The organism is Cytobacillus sp. GQ23 (assembly GCF_059758675.1).
In genome coordinates, this window is sequence record NZ_JCAXER010000002.1 from 81,307 (window position 1) to 101,063 (window position 19,757).

Below are 19,757 nucleotides of genomic sequence, written 5' to 3' on the forward strand. Positions count from 1 at the left end.
AACATTATTTATTAACCAAGATTTGCTCTTCAGTATACATAAAGCAAATCACCTATTTTAGCTGTAAGCACTTTTTCCGCAAAGCATGCATGCAGCAGTTCATTTTCATCCAGTGCACCCTTTTCTTTGCCGTCCTTTTCAACAATGATGGGGTGTTTGCATCCGCGCTGAAATCTTTCCAGTACGTCAATAACCAATTCTTCTTCCCGAACAACGATTGGTTTCAATGTCCGAAAGTCACTGTGCTTCCCATAATACCTTTCGAGAAGGAAGCGGATAAAAACAAACCGGCTCTGCTTCCATTCATGATAAAGCGAAAACACCAAAAAAGCGAGGATTACCCATATATTCAAGTTAACCGGTGAGGTTAGCAGCGTTAATAAAATAAAACTTATCAGACCCGCAGCAGAAATAAAAAGTGTTTTTCTGTGCGCTTCCGGAAATGCCTGATTAAGAGAAAGCCATAAGAAAACAAGCTTTCCTCCATCCAATGGCCAGATGGGAAGGAGGTTAAAAATTAATATCATTAAATTGAATTGAATGAACATATGAAAAATATCAGCAGACATCCAGGAGAGTTCATAAAATAACAGCGCCGCCCCCATCATCCATATATGCTGAAGCGGCCCTGCTATAATGACGATAATCTCCTCTTTCAGCGGCCGGTTCCCGTGTTCATCCATTTCCGCTACACCGCCAAATGGCAGTAGAGCAATCTTTTTTATTCTCCAGGAATAAAGGGATGCAGCAGCAGCATGGCCCATTTCATGAACAAAGATAATCAGCAGCAGCACGCATACCTCTATAAAATGGGCAGTCGCAACAGATAGTCCAATAATCGCCCATAACAATGGGTGAATATGGATATGTTTAATTAATCCTGTCAGTTTATTCAAATGGGATCACCTGGATCGGATCTATAAAATCATCATCTTTTTTAATCGCGAAATAAAAAGTGCCTTTTTCTCCATCATCGGCGTCACCCGCCGTACCAATACCGGTTCCTTTTTCTACGTATTGATACAAATTCACATTAATTTCAGCCAAATTGCCATACCAGGACTCACTTTTATCACCATGCTGAATAATGACTGTATTTCCAAAGCCATCCTTCTTTCCGGCGAACCGAACAAGTCCTTCACTCATTGCTTCAATGGAGGCTTCCTTTCCTGTTTCAATGGTTATTCTCTGTCCATTATCATCAAATTCTTCCAGGATCTTTGCAGAAGCAGGCAATGCATAATCGCTGTTTTCATCAACATTCTTCTCATCACTCTTGCCATCTGAAAATGGAAGCAGGGCAAGCGGTTTTCCAAATTGTTCTTCATACCAGCCGGATACAGCGGCGAATTGAAAATCCTTCTCCATGGCAGTCTTTACAAAATCTCTTGCAGGATCAAAAGTCGCTGCCTGGTTTTTAAAAAGAATGGCAGCTACTAAAAAAATACATGCAGAAGCAAGCAATTTGAAAAGGAACAGTTCCTTGCGAAATAAAGGGTGATTCCCCTCTTCAAGGTTGCTCTCGTATGAAGGCAGCCTGTTGAACCCGTAACGCTCTTCATCTTCTGTCCAAAGAACCGCTGAATCTTTCTTATTCGTGAATCTCTCTTTGTCCTTTTTTCTCCGCTCAATTCTCTTCCGTATTTCATCCGCTCTTGAATTCATATTATCCCCACCATTTCTATATAACTCTATTTGTACAAGTTTATGAGTTGTCCAAATGGAGTATGACTTGAAGTGGTGTCTTGAATAAAAAATAAAGCCGAGGATGGCTCCCCGGCTTTTGTTCTAATGATACAATTATTTTACTCCAAAAAACTTTTTTATTTTTGAAAATACACCTTTATTCTCTTGTTCAAGAGGCTGAAGAGGGACTGCTTCACCCAGAATTCTGCGGGCGATATTCCGGTAAGAAACAGAAGCCTTGCTGTTAGGGTTTAAAGCAATAGGCTCACCATGATTCGATGCCTTGATTACTTCATCATCATCTGCCACAATTCCAATTAAATCAATCGACAAATGCGCAGTTATTTCATCAACATCAAGCATGTCGCCATTTTTCATCATATGGCTTCTAATTCTATTTATAATCAGTTTAGGAGCCTCTACATTTTCCTCTTTTTCAAGCAAGCCGATTATCCGGTCGGCATCACGCACTGCTGAGACTTCTGGAGTGGTTACAACAATTGCTTTGTCTGCACCGGCAACAGCATTTTTGTACCCCTGCTCTATTCCTGCAGGACAGTCTATAACAATATAGTCATAATCCTGTTTTAATTCATCGACCAGCTTTTTCATCTGTTCTGGTGTAACAGCTGTTTTATCACTAGTCTGAGCAGCTGGAAGCAAATACAGCAGGTCTTCAAACCGTTTGTCTTTAACTACAGCCTGATGTATTTTGCACCGGCCTTCAACTACATCGACCAGATCATAAATAATGCGGTTTTCAAGCCCCATTACCACATCAAGATTTCGAAGGCCAATGTCTGTATCCACCAGGCACACTTTTTTTCCCTGAAGGGCCAGGGCAGTACCTACATTTGCGGAAGTAGTCGTTTTTCCGACTCCGCCTTTTCCGGATGTAATGACAATCGCTTCTCCCATCCTAGCTTCCCCCTTGCAATCTAGTTATATTAGGTCTCAGATGCATCAATACTTGTAATCTATCTATTGTAATTTGATCTTTTTCATCAATGTAAGCACATTCCATTTCCCTTTTTTCTTCATCCTGATCATTGTCAGGAGCACGGTTAATAAAATGGCTGATTCTTAATTGGGATGGTTTCATAAGTGAGGCTACCACCACGGCTTCATTATTTCCATTGCAGCCGGCATGGGCTATGCCTTTTAGTGCCCCCATAATAAAGATGTTGCCCCCTGCCATAACAGTACCGCCTGGATTTACGTCTCCGATAAGAAGCAAATCTCCAGCCGTTTCGAGAACCTGCCCCGAGCGGATCACCTTTGCAACCGATACAATTTCGTTCTCTTCCTTCTGTTTTTCAGCTTCTTCTTTGGTAATGACATTAGAGCTTATTGACTCAACCATCAGGTTCTTCTTTTGCCTGATTAACTCCCTTAATTCTTCCTGCTGCTCTTCTGTAAGATAACGGTTGCCTACTTGAACCCTTACGGAAAGAAGCCGGTCTTCAACCGATCTGGAGTTCTCTGAAAGCTTTCTGTCAAGTTCTTTCTTCAGGTCTCCGTAAGAGCAGGAATCATCAAGATGCAAAGTCAGTCCGTCTTTGGTGCCTTTTATTGTAACGTTTTGGTTTTTTTTCATTTCAAGATGTTCACCTCAATGATAAGAAACACATTCGTGCTGCCGCACTTTATTTTTAAGCAGGGGTTACTTCAAACACAGTCCTGCCTGAGAAAATCCATAAAAAAATATGTCGATTATCCCTACCCTTATTTGCCCATAAAGGTAGAATTCGACAGAAACCTTCTAAATTCCTTTTTTACTGAAAATTATTCATTTAAAAGAAACCGGAGTAATCCGGTTTCTTCCTCAGCGTTGTGAAATTAACAATTATTCGATTAAGCTATCTGCAAATTTTTCAGAAAGTCTTTTAAGTGGGTAAACAGCTAATATAATGAAAATGGCATTCAATATTAGAGTTGGCAAGAGACGGGACGAAAGAAATACTGATAATACCATATCTGAATGGTGAATCAATAAATTCATCTGGTAGACACCGGCCTCAAGAAGGGTAATGCCCAATAGCACGATTATGGAAGCCACCGCTATATTCATATGTAGAATTCTCATTAGTTTGGTTGTAATAAAAGCAATGACCGGAAATAGAAACAAATAAATGCCGATAATTTCAACATACACAATATCAAAAAGCAGCCCGAACAATAGGCTATAAAGAATTCCGTGCTTTTTCGACCCAAAAATAGTCAAAATAAGCAATGCACCCATCAGAAAACGGGGAGCTGCTATTTTTCCGCTGCCTAATAAGTCATACGGAGTTATTTGAACAAATATGCTTTCTCCAATAAATATGGCCAGAAGTATGAGAGGAAGAAGGAATCTTCTCACAGCTCCTCCTCCTTCTCATCAACCATTTCCATTAGATCAGGCTGTAATGCACCTCTTTTAACGACCATTACATGTCCAATATCATAGAAGTCTGCTCCAGGCTTAACATATGCAGTCTGAGTCAGACCAAATTCATCTGGAACTACATCTACAACCTTCCCAATCGAAAGGCTCTTAGGGAAAACACCGCCCAGACCTGATGTAATAACGTTTTGATCCTTTTCAACCTTAGCATCATAAGGAATTCTCTTAAGCAAAAGAAGACCTTTTTCTTTATCATAGCCTTCAATCAGACCGAAAAAGTTATTCTCGCCTGCCTGAATTTCAGCCGAGATGCGATTGGTCGGATCCATGGAACTAAGAAGCTGAACAGTTGAAGTAAAGGTATTGCTGCTTTTTACTTTCCCAATCAGGCCTTTTGACGTAATAACAGCCATGTTGGGTTCAATCCCGGCATTTTTCCCCTTATTTATAATAAGCAATTCATGCCATCTATCGGGGTTTCTGCCTATTACAGTTGCCTGCTTTGGCTCAAATTCACTTAAAGAATCCTTCTTATCCAAAATCTCACGAAGTTCTGTATTATCCTTTTTCAGCCTCTGAACCTCAGACTCAAGTCTTGCAAGTTCATCCAGCCTTGTCTTCAGATCTTTATTTTCTTTGTATGTATTTTGCAAGTCTTCGACATTTTCAAAGAATCCCGCCACATAATTCACTGGGCTGGAAACAGCATTTTGTATAAACCCGGTAGTATCTTTTAAAAATTGTTCAGGCCAGGTCAAATTTTCTCTATCCTTTAAAGAAAATCCAATCAATGCCACGAGAATAATAATGCTGACAAGCAAAATAATCAGGCGTTTGTTCAGAAAGAACTGTGGCATCCTTTACACCTCGAATAGTATTTTTTCAGGAAAGCCTGCGCCATTTAGGCACTGCTCAACAAAATATAACATATATCTGCAAAGATATCATTTTATGCTCAATAAAAAACCAAATTTGAGCCCATACACTATAAAGAAGTGAATGGGCTTCATTATTTTGCTTATTCAGAACTCTATTTATCTGGATTCTTTAGCTTTGGTTTTGAATAAATCAATATGGTCAAGAGCTTTTCCAGTACCAATGGCAACACAGTCCAATGGATTTTCTGCAATAAGGACAGGCATTTTTGTTTCTTCGCTGATCACCTTGTCCAGATTGCGCAGAAGCGCTCCTCCGCCAGTCAGGACAATGCCTCTGTCCATAATATCTGCTGCCAGTTCAGGAGGGGTTTTTTCAAGAGTATTTTTTACTGCATCCACAATCGCATATACTGTATCATTTAATGCTTTGGAGATTTCTTCAGCAGTAATTTCAATGGTTTTTGGCAAGCCCGTCAACAGATCGCGTCCGCGAATTTCCATATTTTCGACGCCTTCCGGATCTCCGGCAGAGCCTACTTCCACTTTAATTGTTTCTGCTGTACGGTCACCGATCATCAGGTTGTAATTTTTGCGGATATAATTGATAATCGCATCATCCATTTCATCACCGGCAATGCGGATCGATTGGCTTGTAACAATTCCGCCCAGGGAAATGATAGCTACTTCAGTAGTTCCTCCGCCGATATCGACAACCATGCTTCCTGTAGGTTCCCAAACAGGAAGATTAGCACCGATTGCTGCAGCGAACGGCTCTTCAATGGTATAAGCGTCCCGGGCGCCTGCCTGACGGGTTGCATCTACAACAGCGCGCTCTTCAACAGCTGTAATACCAGATGGTACACAAACCATTACATACGGCTTCCCTGAGAAGAAGCCCTTATTTTTATTGGCTTGTTTAATATAATATTTCATCATGACAGCAGTGGTTTCATAATCCGCAATAACGCCATCCTTCATTGGACGCAGCGCAACAATATTGCCGGGAGTACGGCCGATCATATTTTTTGCATCATTACCGACGGCTACAATATTTTTAGTATCTGTCTGCAGAGCCACTACCGACGGCTCTCTGACAACAATTCCTTTTCCTTTTACATAGACAAGTGTATTAGCTGTTCCTAAATCTATTCCAAGGTCTCTAGTACCGATTCCAAACATAAATGGTATCTCCCTTTCTGATACAAATTGCTCATTTTCCTAAGTAAGGTATTTTAATGGAATTTTCTTTTATTTTTCTAGTACAATCCGCCTCGAAAATGCAAGGCATCTCAAAAATCATAACCAATATTATAGCGTAACGTCAAATAAAAACATAGTGTTATAAATAACCTTTTTCCTTTAGGCTGACAAATTTATTTTCACCGATGATCAGATGGTCCAGAACATCGATGCCGATTATTTTTCCGGACTCTGCAAGTCTCTTAGTGACTTCAATATCTTCTCTGCTTGGAGTCGGATCGCCGCTCGGATGATTATGAATGCAGATAATGGACGCAGCCGACCTGCGAAACGCCTCCTTAAAAACCTCTCGGGGATGAACGATTGAAGCGTTCAGGCTCCCTATAAAGATGGTCTGCTTATGAAGCACCTGATTTTTTGTATTCAAATAAAGGCACACAAAATGTTCCTGAGACAAAAATCGCATTTCATGCATGACATAGTTTGCCCCATCCTCAGGAGAACGGATAATATATCTGTCATCATAGGTGAGGGTTGAAATCCTCCGTCCTATTTCAACTGCTGCCAGCACTTGAATTGCCTTTGCGGCTCCTATTCCTTTAATGGCCGTTATTTCATCCAGGGATGCATCCTTTAACAGCCGGAGCCCTTCAAAATGGGTAAGCAGCCTATTCGCCAATTGCAGCACTGATTCATCTTTCGTGCCTGTTCTGAGCAATATCGCTATCAGTTCGTGATTGGACAAGCTTTGCGGACCATTTTGGACAAAGCGCTCACGAGGGCGCTCATCCTGAGGGAAATCTTTAATTAAAAGAGAATCTGTTTGCATAATTTCCTCCCTGCCCTCTGGAGTCAGGGAGTTGAAGATGAAAGAAGTATATTTAAGGAAGCGAGTATCCCGCTTTCCTCAGTTCACGAACCGTTCTGGAGACAGGAAGCCCGACAACAGAGAAATAATCTCCGCTTATACTTTTTACAAGCATGCTGCCAATGCCTTGTATCCCATATGCCCCTGCCTTATCAAAGGGTTCACCGGTGCCAATATAAGAGTCAATTTCTTCATCTGTTAACTCCCAGAACACCACATCGGTTTTTTCATAAAATGTAATTTCATTTTTCTCAGGCGTAATGATGGAAACACCTGTATAAACGGAATGAGTCGTTCCAGACAGACTTTTCAGCATATTAAAGGCTTCCATGCTGCTGTCTGGCTTTCCTAAAATAGTGCCGTCCTTAACAACAACTGTATCTGATCCAATTACATAGGAATCAGTATGCTTATTAAATACAGCCTTTGCCTTTCTATGGGCAAGCTCCTTCACGATCTCTCCTGGTTTCAGCACTGGATCAAAACTTTCATCGACATCACTGCTGGAGACTTCGAATTGCAAATGAAGATTTTCAAGAAGTTCTTTTCGCCGCGGGGAAGAAGAGGCTAAAATGAGGTTTTGCATGTAATCACCTTACCTTTATTGTATCAAATTGGGAGATACAGGTTAATCGTATCAAAAAAATGCCAGACAAACAATTTTAAAGAAGGTATTTACGATATTTTTATCATTAAATATCGAATAACGACAAAAAGAAAGAGTCTGTCTAAATTTCCCGAACAGACTCTGCTTAATATGTGATATTTCCCAGAAAATATTCGAATCGCCTAACATTATGGCACAATATGCCGGGTCCTTACTGCCCGCCTGACTGAAGCAGTGACTGATAAGCTGCAAGAAACCCCAGCAGATGCTCCTGAATTTTACCTGCTGATGCAGCATCTCCTGACTTGCGATATGTTTCTATTTGCTTTGATGCTTTCAATAGTTCTTCTCTAATGGAAATCAGGCTCTTATTTTGAATTTGATCTTCCTTCAATTCATTCATTATCTTGATGCTGCCTTCAATTTTCTCGGCCGTTTCAGGGGTTATGGAGCTGCCGAGAGAGGCACTGGCTGCACCTTCTGAAAGGCTTTGGTATAAAGAAGGAACCATTTCAGCCAGTTTTTTCTCTTCGGCATTCACCCCTTCAATTGCTTTCCCTTCAAGCGCAACTTCCTTTGCAAATACATCAATTCCTTCGCTTTTAAAAGCGGCGCCTATTTCCTTAGCCTCATCAAGGCTGCCTGATACCCCTAAAAAAAGAAAAGTCTGACCTCCCATTTTTATGGATTGACTATAAACTCCTTTTTGTGAGTTGGCTTCCTGGATTTGCTGCGCTGCTTCACTATTTGAAAAAACGCCGCCTTGAACTACATATGTTGTAATAGTTTCTAAATCTGCTGCTGCAGCAGGTGTCTGCTGCTTTTCTGCTGGAGGCGTTTCATTAATAGGAGGCGCCACAGTTTCAGCTGCCTGATCTGTAAATACCAGCTTCAGCATGATGAACCCGAAGCTTGTCCCCAGCAGGACAGCAAAAAAGACAGCCAGTAAAATGGATGTTAAAAATCCTTGCTTATTTCTTCCCCGGAACTTTTTGGCCAGTGTACCCAGTCCATTTTTAGCTGGTGATTTAGGAGGAGCTGCAATTTTATATTCTTTGATTTCCGTATCTTCCGTTTCCTCAGGCAAAATCCAATCAAAGCTGTCATCCGCCTCTTTGCCAGCCGCTGTTTGTATAGAAGCGAAAAATTCTGTGGGTTCCTGTTTTTTCTGCCTATCCAGCTGGCTCGGGTCCCATGATTTTTCCTTCATTTCTTCTTTTTTCTCCTGAAACGGACGGTCCTTGCCATTAATCTTAATCGTGATTGTTTTTTCACTTTTAGGCTTGTCCACATCTCATCCTCCCTTCCGCACCGTTTCCTGAATTGTTTTCATCCTAACATAATGAAAAAAAAAAATAACAAGACTTTTGTCGTCTTGTTAAGGAAGGATTTCGTCAAATTTTTCATTTGTATTTTTGGCTAATTCTCAGTAATGACATTCTGGCTCAAGCTTATTTATGGGAATACCTTCATTTCCATTTGTATAGCATAAACTCCGCTTTTCTCCTATTAAACAAACAGCCGCAATGGATTTTCCGCTGACAACAGCGAAAATATTGTCTGAAGGCTGCAGAAGACTCTTTGTATCAGGGTCCTTTATAAGACATGTTTTTCAAAAATTGTTGTTTTTGTTATGAAATCTGCTCGTTTATTTCCACTACAGGCACGCAGCGAACCACAGGAGAGAAAAGAGTCTTACTGCATTGCATGCAGTATCTCATACTTTCTTTCCCTCCCGCAGGGCATTGAATACGCTTCCTTGACTGAATATCATACAAAGAAAATGCGTCGCAAATTCAGTAGCAAGTGCCCACAGCGAAATCAACTAAGGTTTTAACTAAGTTATGAAAAAACAATAGACTTTATGAAAACAGCATATTTCAAAGTATCAGACCTTTATAGGAATGAATGAAAATACCATTCAATTATTTCTCTTCCGTAAAAATAAGCCAGTAGAGTACCAATACCTATGTATGGGCCAAAGGGGATGGGCTTGCCTTTTTGAACAAGACCCAAAATCATGCCAAGACCACCAATGGCGGCTCCAGATAATGTAGCCAGGAAAAATGAAAGTAATACAAGCTTTACACCCAAAGCAACGCCGATGACGGCATACAGCTTGATATCGCCTCCACCCATACCGCCTTTGCTGATGACAGCTATCAGCAGCAGAAGGAAGAAACCGAGTGCTGCACCTGCTAAGCTGTCCCACCATGGAGAGAGCGGTATGAAAATGCGTTCGGCTATTAAGACAGTACCAAAAAACAGCAAAACCTTATCTGGAATAATCATATATTTAAAATCCGAAACAAACACAACGATTACTAGAGAAATTACCGTCCAGGCAACAAATAATTCAACAGTCCATCCCATAATCAACGGAGCTGCGGCAAACAAGATACCTGTCGAAAGTTCAACAGTCGGATATAAGGCTGAAACCGACGCCTTGCAGCATCGGCATTTTCCGCCCAGAAATATATACGATAGTATCGGTATAAGCTCCAGCGGTGATAGAGTATGCATACAGTGCGGACAATGGGACCGCGGTGCACTAATAGATTGATTTTGAGGAATTCTTAGGCCTACTACGTTGTAGAAAGATCCTAGGATTGTACCTATAACAAATATTAGTAAATTTAAATTAATCACCTACAGTCAGATTCTAATAAATATTAATATCTTCAATAGTTGTACTGGTAAAGTTTTGATTAAAGATTTTTTTGTTAGACTTCCATTAATATCGGCTTCATTCCCCGCTTCATTTTCAATTAAAATATACTATTATCATATCAACGTTTTCTAGAAGATCCTCGTCATATCACCATTTTCAAGTCCTCTTACAGATGCTACAAAAGTCTCGGCTGAGTTAAGAACTTGGTTTGCTTCAGCCCTTCCTGCTGCTTGCCCGCTGGTTTAATGAATATATTCTTGGAAGACTCGACAGTGCATCAATTAGTCCAGGTGCCATTGAACAGACAGGTAGCAATATTATGAGCGGTTCATAAACAAAGCTACCTCATAGTCATATTGCCAAACTCCCCCTTTACCTGTATTATCCATTACTTCCATTATATCAATTTATCTATAAAAACTATATGTTTAACAGGCCCAAAGATTTGTTTTTACACACTAAAAAGCCTTTTGACAGGCAAAAGGCTTTTACTTCATTCCGCAACCCTATTCCTTCCAGTTCGCTTAGCTCCTACATATAAGGCTCTGTCAGCATGGCGTATGAGGGCCAGTGAATCATCGGCATCTTCTGGTGCAGCAGCTACCCCGATAGAAGCGGTTATATATACTTTTGTGCTGCTGCTTCTTCCATCAATGTTCTGCTTCAGAATAAATGGCCGATTGGCAATGGTCTGCCTGATAAGCTCGGCCCAGCCTATTGCATCTTCCTTGCCGGTATCAGGCATTAGGACGATAAATTCCTCGCCGCCATATCGAGCAGCAATTCCAGCCTTATCAATTAAATTTGCCAGACGATCAGCCAGTTCACAGAGAATTTCATTTCCGCACTGATGACCATAAGTATCGTTCACTTTTTTAAAATGATCGATATCGAGTATGATGAGTGATAGGTGATCCCTTGACCATTTTGCAATCTGCTAAATTCCTCACTTAGTTTCGCCTCAATATAACGGTAATTGTATAGATTCGTTAACGCACAGCGCTCACTTTTGGCTTTTGTTTCCTCGTAGTGCCTGGCATTCTCAAAGGCTATTGCAAAATGAGAGCTTAGAATATCGACAATCATGAGCTGGGACTTTTCATAGGCCCTCTATTTCATGGAGGAAAGCAGCAGGGTACCCTATATTTCATTACTTCGGACTATCGGAATACTAATGATGCTCTCAGCATCTTCAGGCAGAAATTCCTCAGCAATGCCTTTCCATTTCTTTTTCAAGTGAAAAAGGGCAGATTTTCTGCTGCCTAGTACCAATCCGCTGATTCCCTCATTTTTTTTGGCTGGCATCAGAACATTCGGCTAAATTTGGCCATGCTCTATCCTGAATATGGAATGCAGTTCATCATTATTCTTAATATCAAAGATATAGGCATAATCAACAGGAATCATGTCGCTCAATTTCAAAATGAAAAGCTCCCTAACCTCATTAACATCTAGGCGCTCGGCCATTTGAAGACTTATTTCTGAGGCTTTCTGAAGGTAATCATTCACCTTTTTCTTGAGTAGTAAAGATGCAGTATGATTGAAAGACTTACAAATGGCACACCAGCAAACAGGATTGCAAGAATTCCCACTTCAGAATAAAGTGTGTAAAGGATAAGTCCAATCGGGAATGTTATGAGTGAAGTGACCGTTTCCCATATCAGGTCTTTTTCGAGAAAGGATATTTTCCTGCCGTACAATGCTGCCTGAATTATGCTAATTAATATCTGATTTAGTGTAAAGTGAATTAAGCGGCAGACGAAACAGCTGATCTTTTTGTATTTTAAGCCTTATTAGAAGTACCAGGATCCCGAGCTGGACCATGATCACCTCAGCAACAAGACCAAAGGTTAAAAAGACGGCCATTGAAACCCATTGAATCAAAAAGATGGGCGTATTATTGACGACCATCGGCATGGAAGAAACGAGAAACATTAATATAAAAAAGGCAAATAAACTGGTTCCCTGTCCTAATAGGTCGGGAGGGTAAAAATGATAGGTTAGCATGGAGCCTGCCGGAAATAACAGCAGCCATAAAAACCATATTATTTTTTTGGTGCGTGAACTAACTATCTTTTCCCCCTCCTACGTTTAATTAGGAAAATAGTCGGATAACAGATACATTTTATCGAATTTTCTAACTTTTGTCATATTTTTCTTATATTATTTTCCAATAGTTTCAAAAGAACAGGCTTCACTTCTGAGAGGAAGTAAAGGGACCCGGTGATGACAAGAACGCTGTTATTTTCTGATTCGCAAAGTTCACACTTTAATAACTGTTTCCAATCCTTATGAGATTGTTTCCTGCTGTTGCTGCTGAGATTATATAAATTTTCAGCTGATGATGCTCTAGGAAAGTTAAACTCTGTAAAGGTGATGCGGTCTGCAGCCTCATCAAGCTTACTGATCATTTTATCAAGCTTTTTATCAGCCAGCGCAGCGAATACAATTCTTTTGCTTCTATCCCCAAAACGATTTGCAAGCTCAGCAGTTAAAGCAGAAATACCTTCTTCATTATGGGCTCCATCTATTACCACCAGTGGGTCATGAGATACAATTTCAAATCTGCCGGGCCAAAATGCTGTTTTCAATCCGGCTCTAATATGCTGTTCCTCTATTAAGAATGAATAAAACTTATTTAAAAGCTCTGCTGCCACTACAGCCAGGGATGCATTTTCAGTCTGGTGTTTCCCGCTCATACCTGTCTGAAGTTCAGGGAAATCTTTAAAGACAGTCTTAAGGGAGAAAAACTCACCCTTGCCCAGGGGTTTATGATCGGTAATGGTAAATTCTTTTCCCAGCTGATAAACCGGGGACTTTAACGCTAGAGCTTTATCTTGAATAACAGCCAGGGCTTCTTCCTGTTTGACAGCAGTAATTACACTGATTCCAGGTTTGATTATCCCCGCTTTTTCAAAAGCGATTTTCTCATATGTATTCCCAAGTATGGCTGTATGATCAAGTCCGATGCTGGTGATGATTGATAACACTGGATAGATGATGTTAGTAGAGTCATATCTGCCTCCAAGCCCCACTTCAAACAGCACAAGATCCACCGGTCTTACATGGCCAAAATATTGAAAAGCCATGGCGGTAATGATTTCAAACTCAGTTGGACCGCCAAGTTCCGTCTCTTCCAGCTCAACTGCCAGCGGATATATATCATTGGCAAGCTGAACGAGATCTTCATCCGCAATTGGAGTTCCGTTTAGAGAAATACGTTCATTAAATTTCTCAAAATATGGCGATGTAAAGGTCCCGACAGAATACCCTGCTTCCTGAAGAATGGATCTTAAAAACGTAACCGTTGAGCCCTTTCCATTCGTTCCGCCAATATGAACAGCCTTAATCCTTCTCTCAGGATGCCCAAATTTTTCCATCATCCATACCATTCTTTCCAGACCAGGCTTCATTCCCAGTCTCAGTCTTGAATGAATCCATGCCAATGCTTCTTCATAAGCTGAAAACATATATTTACACCTCCGTTATACAGGAAGGAAGACGAATCCCAGATTCGGATCCGCCTTCCGCAGCAACTATTTATTCCCCTTTTAGCTCTTTGATCCGAGCTTCCACAGCTGCTCTCTTTTCGCTGTAGTCTTGTTCTTTTGCTTTTTCTTCCTCAATTACTTTTTCCGGCGCTTTTTTAATAAAGCCTTCATTTGAAAGTTTCTTTTGAACACGTTCAACTTCTTTATTTAATTTATCCCACTCTTTTTGCAGTCTGGCCACTTCTTCTTCGATATTAATCAAGCCTTCAAGCGGGAGGATAATTTCTGCCCCAGTCACTACGGCTGTCATCGCCTTATCAGGTGTTTCAACCTCTAAAGCCAGCACCAGTTCCTCAGGATTACAGAAGCGTTCAACATAGGCACGGTTATTTTCCAGTGTAGCAAGAATTTCACGGTCTTTAGCCCTTACCATCATTTTAATCTTCTTGCTCATCGGCGTGTTTACTTCAGCACGGCTGTTGCGGACAGAACGGATAATTTCAACAAGCAGCTTCATTTCATTTGCAGCCTGATTGTCTGTATATTCAACCTGTACTTCCGGCCACTGGGCAACCGTAATGGAGTCGCCTGAGTGAGGAAGGTTCTGCCAAATTTCCTCTGTAATAAATGGCATAAATGGATGAAGGAGACGCATTGTGTTATCCAGTACATATGCCAGGATGGAGAGGGTTGTTTTCTTGGCAGCTTCATCTTCTCCATACAGCGGAATCTTCGCCATTTCTATATACCAGTCGCAGAAATCATCCCAGATGAAGTTGTACAGAACTCGGCCAACCTCACCAAACTCATAGCGGTCAGATAATCTTGTAACAGTCTCGATTGTTTCATTTAAACGGGTCAGAATCCATTTATCAGCAACAGACTTTTCGCCGCTTAAATCGATTTCTTCGAACTTTAATCCATCCATATTCATTAAAGCAAAACGTGATGCGTTCCAGATTTTATTGGCAAAGTTCCAGGTTGCCTCTACCTTTTCCATGCTAAAACGAAGATCTTGCCCCGGCGAGCTTCCCGTAGAAAGGAAGTATCGGAGTGAGTCGGCACCATACTGGTCGATAACATCCATCGGATCAACGCCATTTCCAAGTGATTTACTCATCTTGCGTCCCTGTGAATCTCGAACAAGACCATGAATTAATACATCCTCGAATGGGCGCTCCCCTGTAAATTCGAGACCCTGGAAGATCATCCGGGATACCCAGAAGAAAATGATGTCATAGCCTGTTACAAGGGCAGCAGTCGGATAGTATCTCTTAAAGTCAGCGGAATCAGTATCCGGCCAGCCCATTGTGGAAAACGGCCATAATGCTGAACTGAACCAAGTATCTAATACATCTTTATCCTGTTCCCAGTTTTCGCTGTCCACAGGAGCTTCCTGACCTACATAAACCTCGCCGGTCTCCCTGTGATACCACGCCGGTATGCGGTGTCCCCACCAGAGCTGGCGTGAAATGCACCAGTCACGTATATTTTCCATCCAGCGCAGATACGTTTTTTCAAATCGGTCCGGAACAAAGTTTACTTTTTCCTCTTTATTTTGAAGAGCAATGGCTTCATCCGCAAGAGGCTGCATTTTAACAAACCACTGCGTTGAAAGGTATGGTTCAACTACTGCACCGCTTCGCTCTGAATGGCCCACAGAATGCATATGCTCTTCAATTTTGAAAAGAACGCCTTCTTCCTGAAGGTCCTTTACAATCTGCTTGCGGCATTCAAACCGGTCCATCCCCTGATACTTACCAGCTCTGCTATTCATCGTGCCGTCTTCATTCATAACAAGAATTCTTTCAAGATTGTGGCGGTTTCCGATTTCGAAATCATTTGGGTCATGAGCAGGCGTAATTTTTACAGCACCAGATCCAAAATCCATTTCTACATAATCATCAGCAACAATCGGAATTTCCCTTCCTGTAATCGGCAGTTTAACTGTCTTGCCGATTAAATGCTTATAGCGTTCATCTTCAGGGTGTACCGCTACAGCAGTATCGCCAAGCATTGTTTCTGGGCGTGTAGTAGCAATTTCGATATGACCCGATCCATCTGCCAGAGGATATCTCATGTGGTAGAAGGCACCTTGAACATCCTTATAAATAACTTCGATATCAGATAGGGCTGTTTTTGTAGACGGATCCCAGTTGATGATGTACTCGCCGCGGTAAATAAGGCCTTTATTATAAAGTGAAACAAAAACCTCTCTAACAGCCTTTGAAAGCCCTTCATCCAGCGTGAAGCGTTCACGGCTGTAATCAAGCCCTAATCCAAGCTTTGACCATTGCTGGCGGATATGGCTCGCATACTCCTCTTTCCATTTCCAGGTTTCTTCTACGAATTTCTCGCGGCCTAGATCATAGCGGCTTTTGCCTTCATTTCGGAGCTTTTCTTCCACCTTTGCCTGAGTGGCAATACCCGCATGGTCCATTCCCGGAAGCCATAAAACATCGTACCCCTGCATACGCTTCATTCGTGTGAGGATATCCTGCAGAGTCGTATCCCATGCGTGGCCAAGATGAAGTCTTCCGGTTACGTTTGGAGGCGGAATCACAATTGTATACGGCTGCTTTGTTTCATCATCTTTTGCTTCAAAGAACTTTCCTTCCAGCCACCAGTGATATCTCCCTTTTTCAATCGCCTGCGGATCATACTTCGTCGGCATTGATATTTCATTGTTATCCATATTTCATTCTTCCTTTCTAAAAGCAAATAAAAAAACTCCGCTCGCCATAAAAGGACGAATGGAGTTTGCTTCGCGGTACCACCTTTTTTTCAACCAAAAAAGAAAATCAGCAAAAGACATTCTTATAGTGATTGACACTTAAGCAGATAACGGATTTCCCGTCTTTTACTACTTGGCTGCTGCCTTTCGCAAAAGATGCTCTAGGGCGACCTTCCAACGGTTCTGCCTGGATAACCTTTCAGCTGCTGGTTTTCCTCTCTAAAAAGGCAAATAGCCATTGTACTCTTCCCTGTCTTAGCAACGATATTAAATTTATATATAAAATATAGTACCGAAAATAGACGGTTATAGTCAATAAGGATACCCCAGTTTTTTATATATTATTCACAGCATCCTTGAAAGTGCTGATGAGTTACACCCGGCAGGAACACCTTTTTATGTCAAAAAAACGAAAATAGGCACTTTACGGAAAATAGAATCATAGGATGTAAAATAAGAACATTGGGGAAAGGGGTATGCGCGAATGAGAAAAAAATATAATCCCTACAAACTGCCTCCCTGGTTAAGAACTTTCAGGAATATATGTGCACAATTCATTATCCCGTTCTGTGTTTTTCAAGGCATTAGAACAATATTATTGCCTACTACCTTCGATGTGCTGCTGCTTTCGCTGTTCATTCTGATCGCTATCGCCTTTCATCTTCAATTAGTATAGGAGCCCTCAACCTTCAGCTTTGGGCTCCTTCCTGTGCTTGAGCTTCTGCTGCCGCTTTTGCTTCTTGTTTTTGTCTCTCAATCTCATCGATTCTCATAACGGCATATTCAATATTTTTTAACAGCCAAAACTGCCTTTGCAGATGCTGGACAGCCTTCCTCTCTCCCCTTTTTCCTTCCCCTTTATAATATTGCTCAGCTGCTCTGATAATAGGACCCGGATGAGCAAAGTAGCTTTGAAACAGCAGCATCTCGTCATCCCTGAAGGGAAAGTACTTCATATAAGTGTAAAGCCATTCTACACATTCCTCAGATCTTTTGGGATATGTTTTTAGTGTCCTTGATAAAAACGGCAATAAATCATGGAGCGGCGACCCCTGTCTTGCCTTTTCGAAATTAGTAAAGTAGCCATACCCCCTATCATCGTATAGAAAATGTTCGGTTGAAACTTTCCCATGAATAATGACCGTTCGTGCTTTTTCATCTTCCTTTGTTTTTTCGAACCAATCTTTAAATTTGTTTGTGGAGAATTTAAGTGCCTGGCTGATATCATTGTAATATAGGGAAAACATTAGCTCAAAAGGGGACATATACTCTTTTCTTTCGCACGCTTCAATGAATCCCTCCAGAAACTCATTTTCTTTTTCCCATTCCTGTAAGGTATTTTCGTAATGCTCGGTACGGTCTTCTTTTTTTATCGGAACCTCCCTCGAGGACAATGTGTGCAGTCTTGCCAATTCCCGCAGCATCTGCTGATGCCGCTCAAATCTATCCTCCTTTTCCTCATTGGACATCCAGGGCATTAAATAAAATAATTCATTCTGATGGAGTACAGCATATCTTCCGTCCACCGTTGGGTAAATAGGAACTATTCTGTTGAAGCCTTTTTGAAAAAGTGTTTGTACATGTCTTATAAAATCCGCTCCGTGCTGAGGCTTTATTTTCTTTAAAGCAAAAACACCTTTGCTGCTGTATACCTTCTGTACCCTCCCAAAATCCTCTACAAAATGCGGCTCTAATGAATAATGCTTTAAAATGGGAGAGACTTTCTGCAGCCGATTTTTTTCTTCCACCTTAACCACTCACTTTCCAAAACTGACAAAATATATAAGTTAAACGAAAATAGCTGAGCGGGTTACGAATACCTGCTCAGCCTTTTAACCTTTTAGTGGGCTACCGCAACAGGAATGTACAGCACTTGCCCTTCATAAATATCCTGATTAATTTCCAGATGATTTACCCTTAACAGCTGCTGAGCCGGTATATCATACCTTTCAGCAATGACATCAATTGTATCGCCGTTCTGCACAATGCAAACCTTGAGCTTCACATGTTCTTCTGACTCTTCCCTGCGGGCAAAAAATTCCGTTAACGACATGCTTTTCTTTTTGGAAAGTTTCTTTTTCTTTGCTTCCTGTTCTTGTTCTGGAGAAGATGAAGATTCCTCAGTTTCCTGTGCAGCCGCCTGAACAGGCTTCTTTTCAAAAGAAGGGCTATCTGATTCGGATGCTTCTGTCATTTGATAAATTTCCTGTGCAGTTGGCGGTGTTTCCTCTTCACTGCGCTGAGAAGAGAAGGATATTTCCGGCGCAGTTTTCTGCGTCTGTTCTTCTTGCGGCTGTTCTTGTGTTACTTCAAGCGCTGCAGGTATTGCCGGTTTAATAACTTCCTGCTCTTCCTTTTCAGGCTGCTTCCTTGCTTCAGCCTCGAACGGGGTATAAACCTCTGCAGTTTCTAATTGCTCTTCCTGCTGTTCCTCGTCCCATATATCTTCCGCGGTACGAGCGGCTACTTGTTCCTCTCTTTCTACCTCCAGCTTCTGCTCTTCCTGCTGAAAAGACGGCCATTCCTGGAGAATAGGCTCTTCTTCCTCTGTCTCCTCCACCGCTTCAGGAGATCTGTACAGAGGCTCTAATTCTTCAGTTTCAGTTTCAGTTTCAGCTTCTTCCTCCCATACCTGGACAGGCACATGCTGCTGATCACCATATAATCCTGTTATGGTTAAATTAGCTGTCAGCTTCATACAGCTTCTTTCCGGAAGAACATAATCGAAGGACTCCACTGCAACGTCAATATCGTCTAAGCTTTGGATTCTATTATTTGGAATGGTGATATCAACTGGAAAATAGTGCTTAAATTCACAAATTCCTTCTCCCCGTTCTTCGATAGTCTGAACGAATTTGGTTGCTGCAAAATCCTCTTGTTCTTCCCCTGATGCTTCTTCATCGCTGCGTCTATATTCACCTGCCAGTTCCAATGCTCCCTGGATTGTTACATATTGATCGCTTTCCTGAATTGTTATATTGGGGTCTAGCGAGATGGAAATCAGGTCAGATACTTCCTGTCCTTTTTGAAACCATACTGATTCTTCTAAAGAAAATCGTAAGCACGATGGATTCCCCTGAGACAAAGCGACTCCTCCCTTCGAATCTTTGCGTTTAATCACTATGTCATTAACAATCCTATGAGGGATGGGGATACTTTATGATTAGAAAAATAACGCTTTGGGGGAATCTGGCTCATTTGATATAGATCTTTGAAATATTTAAATTTGGTGAGTG

The 19,757-nt window shown here is 41.3% G+C and carries 20 protein-coding genes and 1 other annotated feature; of the genes, 1 reads left to right on the forward strand and 19 read right to left on the reverse strand.

The window, feature by feature from the left end; all coding sequences use genetic code 11:
• Positions 1 to 29: 29 nt before the first annotated feature.
• The 17 genes from AC6CHU_RS02135 to AC6CHU_RS02215 all read right to left on the reverse strand — a co-directional run bounded on the left by AC6CHU_RS02135 (position 30) and on the right by AC6CHU_RS02215 (position 16,482).
• Entirely contained in the window at positions 30 to 896 is an 867-nt protein-coding gene (locus tag AC6CHU_RS02135) for a M50 family metallopeptidase (RefSeq protein ID WP_159863321.1), read from the reverse strand.
• Complete coding sequence (locus AC6CHU_RS02140) at positions 889 to 1,665, reverse strand: M23 family metallopeptidase (protein ID WP_159863322.1); 777 nt, start codon at positions 1,663 to 1,665, stop codon at positions 889 to 891. The genes AC6CHU_RS02135 and AC6CHU_RS02140 overlap by 8 nt, the downstream gene beginning before the upstream one ends.
• A 135-nt stretch (positions 1,666 to 1,800) precedes the next feature.
• A complete protein-coding gene (gene minD, locus AC6CHU_RS02145) occupies positions 1,801 to 2,604 on the reverse strand; it encodes a septum site-determining protein MinD (RefSeq protein ID WP_159863323.1) in 804 nt (267 codons plus the stop codon).
• A 1-nt stretch (position 2,605) separates the two neighbouring features.
• Positions 2,606 to 3,283 carry a septum site-determining protein MinC gene (minC, locus tag AC6CHU_RS02150; protein WP_159863324.1) on the reverse strand — a complete coding sequence of 226 codons (678 nt, stop codon included), beginning with the start codon at positions 3,281 to 3,283 and terminating at the stop codon, positions 2,606 to 2,608.
• Between the two features lie 249 nt (positions 3,284 to 3,532).
• A complete protein-coding gene (mreD, locus tag AC6CHU_RS02155) occupies positions 3,533 to 4,048 on the reverse strand; it encodes a rod shape-determining protein MreD (RefSeq protein ID WP_498119897.1) in 516 nt (171 codons plus the stop codon).
• The gene (mreC, locus tag AC6CHU_RS02160) at positions 4,045 to 4,929 is read right to left on the reverse strand and encodes a rod shape-determining protein MreC (RefSeq protein WP_159863326.1); all 885 of its coding nucleotides are present in this window, start codon (positions 4,927 to 4,929) and stop codon (positions 4,045 to 4,047) included. Before mreC ends, mreD begins: the two co-directional genes overlap by 4 nt.
• Before the next feature lie 177 nt (positions 4,930 to 5,106).
• A complete protein-coding gene (locus AC6CHU_RS02165) occupies positions 5,107 to 6,129 on the reverse strand; it encodes a rod shape-determining protein (protein WP_035331317.1) in 1,023 nt (340 codons plus the stop codon).
• A gap of 160 nt (positions 6,130 to 6,289) precedes the next feature.
• Positions 6,290 to 6,979 (reverse strand): RadC family protein, encoded by a 690-nt coding sequence (radC, locus tag AC6CHU_RS02170; protein WP_159863327.1) that lies wholly within the window; start codon positions 6,977 to 6,979, stop codon positions 6,290 to 6,292.
• Positions 6,980 to 7,031: 52 nt separating this feature from the next.
• Positions 7,032 to 7,604, reverse strand: a complete 573-nt coding sequence (locus AC6CHU_RS02175; protein ID WP_159863328.1) for a Maf family protein — start codon at positions 7,602 to 7,604, stop codon at positions 7,032 to 7,034.
• A 232-nt stretch (positions 7,605 to 7,836) separates the two neighbouring features.
• The gene (locus AC6CHU_RS02180; RefSeq protein WP_159863329.1) at positions 7,837 to 8,916 is read right to left on the reverse strand and encodes a hypothetical protein; all 1,080 of its coding nucleotides are present in this window, start codon (positions 8,914 to 8,916) and stop codon (positions 7,837 to 7,839) included.
• A 605-nt stretch (positions 8,917 to 9,521) separates the two neighbouring features.
• Entirely contained in the window at positions 9,522 to 10,274 is a 753-nt protein-coding gene (locus tag AC6CHU_RS02185; protein WP_498119901.1) for a prepilin peptidase, read from the reverse strand.
• 515 nt (positions 10,275 to 10,789) lie between these two features.
• On the reverse strand, positions 10,790 to 11,167 hold the full coding sequence (locus tag AC6CHU_RS02190; RefSeq protein ID WP_498119903.1) for a GGDEF domain-containing protein: 378 nt from the start codon (positions 11,165 to 11,167) through the stop codon (positions 10,790 to 10,792).
• Positions 11,164 to 11,382, reverse strand: coding sequence for a hypothetical protein (locus tag AC6CHU_RS02195; protein ID WP_498119905.1), 219 nt, complete (start codon positions 11,380 to 11,382; stop codon positions 11,164 to 11,166). Before AC6CHU_RS02195 ends, AC6CHU_RS02190 begins: the two co-directional genes overlap by 4 nt.
• 54 nt (positions 11,383 to 11,436) lie before the next feature.
• Positions 11,437 to 11,601: a hypothetical protein gene (locus AC6CHU_RS02200; protein ID WP_498119907.1), complete on the reverse strand. Its 165-nt coding sequence runs from the start codon at positions 11,599 to 11,601 to the stop codon at positions 11,437 to 11,439.
• A 411-nt stretch (positions 11,602 to 12,012) separates the two neighbouring features.
• Entirely contained in the window at positions 12,013 to 12,231 is a 219-nt protein-coding gene (locus tag AC6CHU_RS02205; protein ID WP_251284492.1) for a hypothetical protein, read from the reverse strand.
• Between the two features lie 212 nt (positions 12,232 to 12,443).
• Entirely contained in the window at positions 12,444 to 13,766 is a 1,323-nt protein-coding gene (locus AC6CHU_RS02210; RefSeq protein ID WP_498119909.1) for a bifunctional folylpolyglutamate synthase/dihydrofolate synthase, read from the reverse strand.
• Between the two features lie 70 nt (positions 13,767 to 13,836).
• Positions 13,837 to 16,482 carry a valine--tRNA ligase gene (locus AC6CHU_RS02215; protein WP_498119911.1) on the reverse strand — a complete coding sequence of 882 codons (2,646 nt, stop codon included), beginning with the start codon at positions 16,480 to 16,482 and terminating at the stop codon, positions 13,837 to 13,839.
• Between the two features lie 47 nt (positions 16,483 to 16,529).
• Positions 16,530 to 16,787, reverse strand: a binding site (T-box leader).
• A gap of 218 nt (positions 16,788 to 17,005) precedes the next feature.
• On the opposite strand from AC6CHU_RS02215, the gene AC6CHU_RS02220 reads away from it, so the two are divergent.
• Complete coding sequence (locus tag AC6CHU_RS02220) at positions 17,006 to 17,197, forward strand: YszA family small membrane protein (protein WP_236566176.1); 192 nt, start codon at positions 17,006 to 17,008, stop codon at positions 17,195 to 17,197.
• 13 nt (positions 17,198 to 17,210) lie between these two features.
• Here the strand turns inward: AC6CHU_RS02220 and ysxE are convergent, their stop codons facing one another.
• Together ysxE and spoVID are read right to left on the reverse strand one after the other, a co-directional pair.
• Positions 17,211 to 18,269, reverse strand: coding sequence for a spore coat protein YsxE (gene ysxE, locus AC6CHU_RS02225; RefSeq protein ID WP_498119913.1), 1,059 nt, complete (start codon positions 18,267 to 18,269; stop codon positions 17,211 to 17,213).
• 92 nt (positions 18,270 to 18,361) lie between these two features.
• Positions 18,362 to 19,606, reverse strand: coding sequence for a stage VI sporulation protein D (spoVID, locus tag AC6CHU_RS02230; protein ID WP_251284495.1), 1,245 nt, complete (start codon positions 19,604 to 19,606; stop codon positions 18,362 to 18,364).
• Between the last annotated feature and the right edge of the window lie 151 nt (positions 19,607 to 19,757).